3 protein-coding genes and 5 tRNA genes are annotated in these 6,673 nt (G+C 63.2%); 6 read left to right on the top strand and 2 right to left on the bottom strand.

The window, feature by feature from the left end; all coding sequences use genetic code 11:
• Window positions 1–311 precede the first annotated feature (311 nt).
• Both ACE04I_RS16870 and ACE04I_RS16865 read left to right on the top strand, forming a co-directional pair.
• Window positions 312–1,547, top strand: a complete 1,236-nt coding sequence (locus tag ACE04I_RS16870) for a metallophosphoesterase family protein (protein WP_046792782.1) — start codon at window positions 312–314, stop codon at window positions 1,545–1,547.
• A gap of 2 nt (window positions 1,548–1,549) precedes the next feature.
• Entirely contained in the window at window positions 1,550–4,993 is a 3,444-nt protein-coding gene (locus ACE04I_RS16865; RefSeq protein WP_137326846.1) for an ATP-binding protein, read from the top strand.
• 18 nt (window positions 4,994–5,011) lie between these two features.
• Here ACE04I_RS16865 and ACE04I_RS16860 read toward each other — a convergent pair whose 3' ends face one another.
• Both ACE04I_RS16860 and ACE04I_RS16855 read right to left on the bottom strand, forming a co-directional pair.
• Window positions 5,012–5,512: a hypothetical protein gene (locus ACE04I_RS16860; protein WP_046792780.1), complete on the bottom strand. Its 501-nt coding sequence runs from the start codon at window positions 5,510–5,512 to the stop codon at window positions 5,012–5,014.
• 193 nt (window positions 5,513–5,705) lie between these two features.
• Window positions 5,706–5,781: transfer RNA gene (locus ACE04I_RS16855), tRNA-Val, on the bottom strand.
• A gap of 262 nt (window positions 5,782–6,043) precedes the next feature.
• On the opposite strand from ACE04I_RS16855, the gene ACE04I_RS16850 reads away from it, so the two are divergent.
• The 4 genes from ACE04I_RS16850 (at window position 6,044) to ACE04I_RS16835 (ending at window position 6,546) form a co-directional block, all read left to right on the top strand.
• Window positions 6,044–6,120 (top strand) — tRNA-Asp (locus ACE04I_RS16850).
• Window positions 6,121–6,185: 65 nt separating this feature from the next.
• A tRNA-Asp gene (locus ACE04I_RS16845) sits at window positions 6,186–6,262 on the top strand.
• 65 nt (window positions 6,263–6,327) lie between these two features.
• A tRNA-Asp gene (locus tag ACE04I_RS16840) sits at window positions 6,328–6,404 on the top strand.
• A 65-nt stretch (window positions 6,405–6,469) separates the two neighbouring features.
• Window positions 6,470–6,546, top strand: a tRNA-Asp gene (locus ACE04I_RS16835).
• Window positions 6,547–6,673 lie beyond the last annotated feature (127 nt).

Raw genomic sequence — 6,673 nt, 5'->3', positions numbered from 1 at the left:
GGGTAAAAGCTTCCTGTTCGCATCCCCGGCGGAAACCGGGCGCGTCTCATTCTTTTGTGCTGATTGGATGCTGATCGTCTCCGATCCTTCATGGATCGGTTGCAATTATGATTTCATTGTATCCTAAGTTGCTTGTTTTGCAATGCAGCATTTAATGGTGCATTGCGAAATCTTTGTGAAGGCTGGGTGTGAGAAGGACCGAGCGGACGAATGGCCAGGCTATCCACAGGCCGATTCGGGCGATGCTTTCTTCATGCCCGGCATTTGCCTAAAACAAGGGTTCATCTCGGCCAACCAATGCAAGCGATTCGATGACGTCCTTCCGTTTCATCCATGCCGCGGACCTGCATCTCGGCAGCCCCTTCCAGGGGCTGGCGCTGAAGGATGCCGCGATCGCCGAACTCTTCATCGAAGCGAGCCGCAAGGCTTTTTCCGCGCTCGTGGAACAGGCGATCGCTGAAAAGGTGGATTTTTTCATCGTTGCCGGCGATGTCTATGACGGCGACTGGAAGGACAACAAGATCGGTCTCTTCTTTAACCGCGAAGTGGCGCGGCTGGAGCGGGAGGAAATTCCTGTTTTCCTCCTGAAGGGGAACCACGACGCCGAAAGCGTCATCACGAAGACCATCACGCTGCCGAGAAACGTGCGGGAATTCCCGGTCAACAAGCCGGGCACGTTCACGCTGGATCATCTGAAGGTGGCGCTGCACGGCCAGGGCTTTGCCGAGCGTTCGGCGACGGAGAACCTGGCGCTTTCCTATCCGGAGCGGCAGGCCGGCTGGTTCAATATCGGCGTGCTGCACACTTCGCTGACCGGCCGCGAACCGCACGCGCCCTATGCTCCCTGTTCCATTGAGGACCTGAGATCGCGCGGCTACGACTATTGGGCGCTCGGCCACGTGCATGATTACGAAGTGGTGAGCGAAGACCCGGTGGTGATCTTTCCCGGCAACTTGCAGGGACGCAGCATCCGCGAACAGGGCGCGAAGGGCGCGGTGCTGGTGACGGTCGAGGATGGCCGCGTCAGCCATGAGCGGGTGATTACCGATAGCGCCCGTTTCGCCGAACTTGCCGTTGCGGTGGAGCCCGAGGACGATATTCCCGCCATCCTGCAGCGGCTGGAAAGCGCGCTGGAGCCGGTCGTGGAGCGGATGGAGGGCCGGGCTCTGGCATTGCGTGTGAGGCTTACCGGCAGGAGCCGCTTCCGCCACGAGCTGGCGTCGCGCGCTCAGGATTTCCGCGACGAGGTGCAGGCGGCTTGCCATCGCTGCCACGAGGATATCTGGCTGGAAAAGCTGGAAGTGCGGCTGGAGCCGGAAGCGAACGGCAAGGCCGTTTCCAAGGACATTCTCGGCATCGAGGGCCTGATTCTGGCAGGCGCTTTCCCGTCGGAACTGCTTGCCGACGCGGAGTCCAGGATTGCCGAGATCGCCGCGCGCCTGCCGGGCGGGATCGGGGCGGGCGAGCTCGCTCTCGGCGGCGATGCCGAAACCCTGCTGGCGGAAGCCCGCGAGCTGCTGCTTTCCCGCGCCGCGAGGGCCGGCTGAACATGCGGTTCGATCGCCTCGATATCCTGCGTTATGGCGCGCTGACCGACCGCAGTCTTGTCTTCCGGCCGGATGCGAAGCTGCATGTCATTTACGGACCGAACGAAGCGGGAAAATCCTCCGCGCTCTCGGCCATTTCGGACCTGCTGTTCGGCTTCCCAGATCGCTCCGACTATACGTTCCTGCACGATTCCGGTTCCTTGCGCGTGGGTGCGCAGATCACCGCGCGCGATGGCGATATTTTGGCTTTCCGGCGTCGGAAGGGGCGCAAGAACACGCTGCTTGCCGACGGCGAGGCGGAGGAGGCGCTGCCGGAAGATGCGCTTGCGCCTTTTCTCGGCACGCTGAGCCGCGATGTCTTCGAGCGCGCCTTCGGACTGAATTCCGCATCCTTGCGCGCCGGCGGCGAGAACATGCTGAGGAGCGGCGGGGAAATCGGCAGCCTTCTGTTTTCGGCCGCTTCCGGCCTCACGGGATTGTCGAACCTGCGCAAGGCGATCGAAGCCGAAGCCGACGGCATCTATGCGCAGCGGCGTTCGAAGGACCGATTGTTCTATCAGGTGCTCGACGCGCATGACGAGGCGCGAAAGGCCGAGCGCGAAAGCGAGCTGAAATCCAACGACTGGAAGAAGCTTCTGGCCGAGCAGGCAGAGATCGAGGCGGAGCTTGCCGAGGTACTGGCCGAGCGGCAGGAGACGAAGCGGGCGCTCGATCAATTGCGCATGCTGATGCGGCTGGAGCCGGTGCTGCGGGAGATCGATCGCGAGCAGGCCATGCTTTCCCGGTATGAGAGCCTGGCCGATCTTCCGGCCGGCTTCGAGGAGCGCCTGGCGAAAGCGCTGGAGGGCGCGCGGGAAAATGCCGAGGCTCGTCGTGTGGCCGAGATCGAGGTTCGCCGCCTGCGCGACGAGGCCGATGCGCTGCATGTGGACGAGGCGCTGATCGAGGCGGCCCCCAGAATTCTTGCGGCCCATGCGCAGAAGGGCGCCTATCTCAAGGCGCGGGAAGATCTTGGCCGGGTGCGCGGCGAAGTCGAGGATTTCGACCAGCGGCTCACCCAGGCTGCCCGGCGTCTGGGATTTGCGGATGCCGCCGGCCTCGAACGCCACCAGCCGACGGATGCGGACCTTGCGCGGCTGAAGGCGCTGGGGGACGAGGGGGCGGCGCTCGACCGCAGCCTGAAGGAGCTTCGCCAGCGGATCGAGGAGGAGCGGCAGACGCTTCGGCGGCTGGAGGAGGAGGGGCCTGATGCCCGCCTGATCGATCCGAAACCCTGGACGGAGCAATTTGCCGCCTTGCGTCCCGATATCGGCGCGCTTTCGGCTATCGAGGATCTGCAGGTGCGGGTAACGCGCGCCGAGGCGAACTTTCGCGCCGCCGCCGACCGGCTGGACCCGCCGGTGAAGGATATCGAGAAGCTGCTTGCCGCGCCGCTGCCGGATATCGCCGCTCTCACCAATCACCGCCGCATGATCGAGGACGCGCGGGCGGAAAGCACGCAAGTCGCCGCAAGGCTCGCCGCGCTGGAAGAGGAGGGGGCGAGCCTTGCCGCCCAGCGCGCGGCGCTCGAGATCGAGGGCAGGATCGTTTCGCGTGAGGATATAGCGCTTGCCCGCGCAAGCCGGGACGAGGCCTTGAAGGCAGCGGAGGCGAAGCCGGGCAGGGAAGGGTTCGGTCTCCTGTCGGGCGCCATCAGCGAGGCTGACCGCCTGGCGGATGCGGCGCTTTCCGATGCCGAAAGGGTCTCCCGCCACGCCCAGATCGCGCTTCGGCAGAGAGAAATCGAAGGGCAGCTCGTAAAGAACCGGAAGGCAGCAAGGGAGGCGGAGATCGCCTTGTCCGATGCTATCACCGATTTCGAGGATGCCTTCCAGCCGGGGCTGGTTTCTCCCGGCACACCGGAGCGGATGATCGAATGGCGCCGCGCGGTGGACGAGCTGTCGCGCCAGGCGGAAAACCTCACCCAATTGCGCGACGAACTCGAGATTCTGCGGCTGAAAGAGGAGAAGCTGAGGCCGGCGCTATCGTCTCTCGCCGACGCTGTCGGTCTTCCAGCCGCCGCGCTGCCGACCGTGCCGCTTTCCCGCGGGATCGAACGGAAGATCGGCGAGATCGCCGAACGCTGGAGTGAAAGCCGCGCGCTGGAAGGAAAGCGCCATTCCGCTCAAGGAACCCTGGAGCGGCTGGAGGAGCGCGAGACGGCGCTTCGCAGGGAAACGGAAATCTGGGAGAGGGCCTTTACCCAGGCGCTCGCCGCCGTCGACCTGCCGGAGGACGCCAGAATGGAAATGGCGCTTGCCGCCCTCGATCTCTGGCGAATCGTGCCGGATCTCATGTCGGAGCGCGAAAACCGGAACCGGCGCGTGCGCGGCATGGCGCGGGACATGGAAGGCTTCGAGGAGGAAATGCGCGCCTTGTGTGCGCAGGTCGCGCCGGACCTCGGCTCCATCGCGCCGGATGTCGCGGCAGGCCTGCTCAACGAGCGCGCCATGGCCGCCAATGCGGACGCCAAGCATCGCGCCGCTCTCGTCGCGGAACTAGAGCGCGCGCAAGCGGCATTGGGCCGTTCGGAGAGCGAGGGGGAACGGCTTCAGGAGGAGCTGGCCGCGCTTGCCGAAATGCTTTCGTCCGAAATCCCGAAACTTGCGGAGGTCCTGGAGGATCTCAGGCAGCGCAACCGGCTGGAGGAGAGCCTGCGCCAGGGGAAAAATCGGTTCGTCGAGCAGGCTGATGGCCGGGATGAGCAGGCGGTGCGCGCCGCACTTGCCGATTTCGACCGTGTCGCCGCCGCCCTGGAGGTCGAGAAGCTGGAGGCGGAGGATGGCCGACAGATCGACCGCATCGCGGCCCTGCGCGCCGGCGAGGCGGACAATCTGCGTCGTCGCCGCGAGCTCGAAACCGGCATCGGCGCCGAGGGCGCGGTTTTCCGCAAGCTCGCGGCGGAGGAGGAGGCGAGGGAGCTTGCGCGGCGCTGGGTCGTGCTGAAGCTCGCGACGAGTCTTCTCTCCTCATCCATGGAGATCTACCGCGAACGGCAGGCCGATCCGGTGATGCAGCGGGCGGGACAAGTGTTTGCGGAGCTTACCGGCGGCCGATTCGCGCGGCTCCTGCAGCTCTATGACGAGAACGACGAACTGCAGCTCGCCGTGGAACGAAAAACCGGCGAACAGGTGCCGCTTGGCGGCTTGAGCGAGGGAACGGGAGACCAGCTCTATCTGGCCCTGCGGCTCGCCTTCCTGGAGGATTACTGCGGCCGCAACGAACCGGCCCCGCTGATTCTCGACGATATCTTCCAGACCTTCGACGACGAGCGGACGGCTGCGGGCCTGCGCACGCTCGCCGCGGGCGGCGAGCGATTCCAGACGATATTGTTCACCCACCAGACGAGCGTGGTGGAAACCGCCAGGCGCGAGATCGGCGACGGGCTGGACTTGGTGCTGCTTTAATCCCCCCTGGCGCCTCGGTTAAAGGGGCGGAGCATCCCATCCCCGGTCTCTTGGTTGGCGCACGGGAGGTGAAGGCGAAGGGAGAGGTTCTGTATTTTCTGCGGCGGTCAGCAAATCCTCGTACCGTTTGATGATCGTTTCCGTATGAGGGCGCAGCATGGAAGCCGTGGACCTCCACTCGTGAAGCTGCCTCACCGCTTTATCCCAATCGGCCCATGTGCTGCCCCGCTCGATCATCGGCTTATAGCTCTCCGCCATGGCATGAAGTTGCTCCGCTTGGGCACGCATTGTCGTAAGCGTGTCATGGCAGCTTTGATAAACCAGCGGCTGATCGGGAAAGAGAAGCGCTGCACGCCGGAGGATGCTTGGTGTTGCAAGCGCTAGCATGTTAGCGCACTGAGCAGCCTCAGCCGCCACCTCTGCGTTCATGCGATATGCTTCTATCCGCCGATCACTGACTTTGTTGGCGTGATTTTTCTGCCATCCGATTGCTGCCAATATGAGCGAAAGGAAGTCCACAGCGGCCTCGCTGAATTGATCAATGATGAAGGCTAGTACGTTTCACGTTCAAACATTATACGTCATTCCGCCCCAGATACTACCGATGAGGGCAGGGCAGATATTATAAAACTCATTGTCAACCGGCCTTGTGTACCAAATGGACGCCGGAAACCCAACAAAATGGGTTGTTCAATGATTTCAAAGGAGAAAATGGTGGGCGATGAGAGACTCGAACTCCCGACATCCTCGGTGTAAACGAGGCGCTCTACCAACTGAGCTAATCGCCCTTTCGCGGCTGCGGAACCCGTCCGCCGCGTCGGTGGCCGTGATCTATGCGGATCGCGGAAAAACCGCAAGAGCCTTCATGATGTTTTTTTGAATTTTTTGCGGAAGACCGACGCGGAAAGGGGAGGGGTCTGTGCAAATCGACCGCCGTCATCCTTTTGTCTTGAAACCTGCTTGACACCCGATGCCGAACCTCTTAGTTAGCCGCTCAACCGGGCGGTCGAGGCCGCACGGTGAAGGGCCAAGCGCCCTTTTGAGAAATGCGCGGGTGTAGCTCAGTTGGTTAGAGTGCCGGCCTGTCACGCCGGAGGTCGCGGGTTCGAGCCCCGTCACTCGCGCCATTCTCTTCCTCGAAGTCGACCGGTCTTGTTTGGGATCGGTCAAAATGCCGCAAGCGGCATTGTGCGCGGGTGTAGCTCAGTCGGTTAGAGTGCCGGCCTGTCACGCCGGAGGTCGCGGGTTCGAGCCCCGTCACTCGCGCCATTCTCTTCCTCGAAGTCGACCGGTCTTGTTTGGGATCGGTCAAAATGCCGCAAGCGGCATTGTGCGCGGGTGTAGCTCAGTCGGTTAGAGTGCCGGCCTGTCACGCCGGAGGTCGCGGGTTCGAGCCCCGTCACTCGCGCCATTCTCTTCCTCGAAGTCGACCGGTCTTGTTTGGGATCGGTCAAAATGCCGCAAGCGGCATTGTGCGCGGGTGTAGCTCAGTCGGTTAGAGTGCCGGCCTGTCACGCCGGAGGTCGCGGGTTCGAGCCCCGTCACTCGCGCCATTCTCCTTCCTCGAAGTCGACCGGTCTTGTTTGGGATCGGTCAAAATGCCGCAAGCGGCATTGTGCGCGGGTGTAGCTCAGTCGGTTAGAGTGCCGGCCTGTCACGCCGGAGGTCGCGGGTTCGAGC

The organism is Rhizobium moroccans (assembly GCF_057559155.1).
This window is presented reverse-complemented; position numbering and strand designations above follow the sequence as displayed.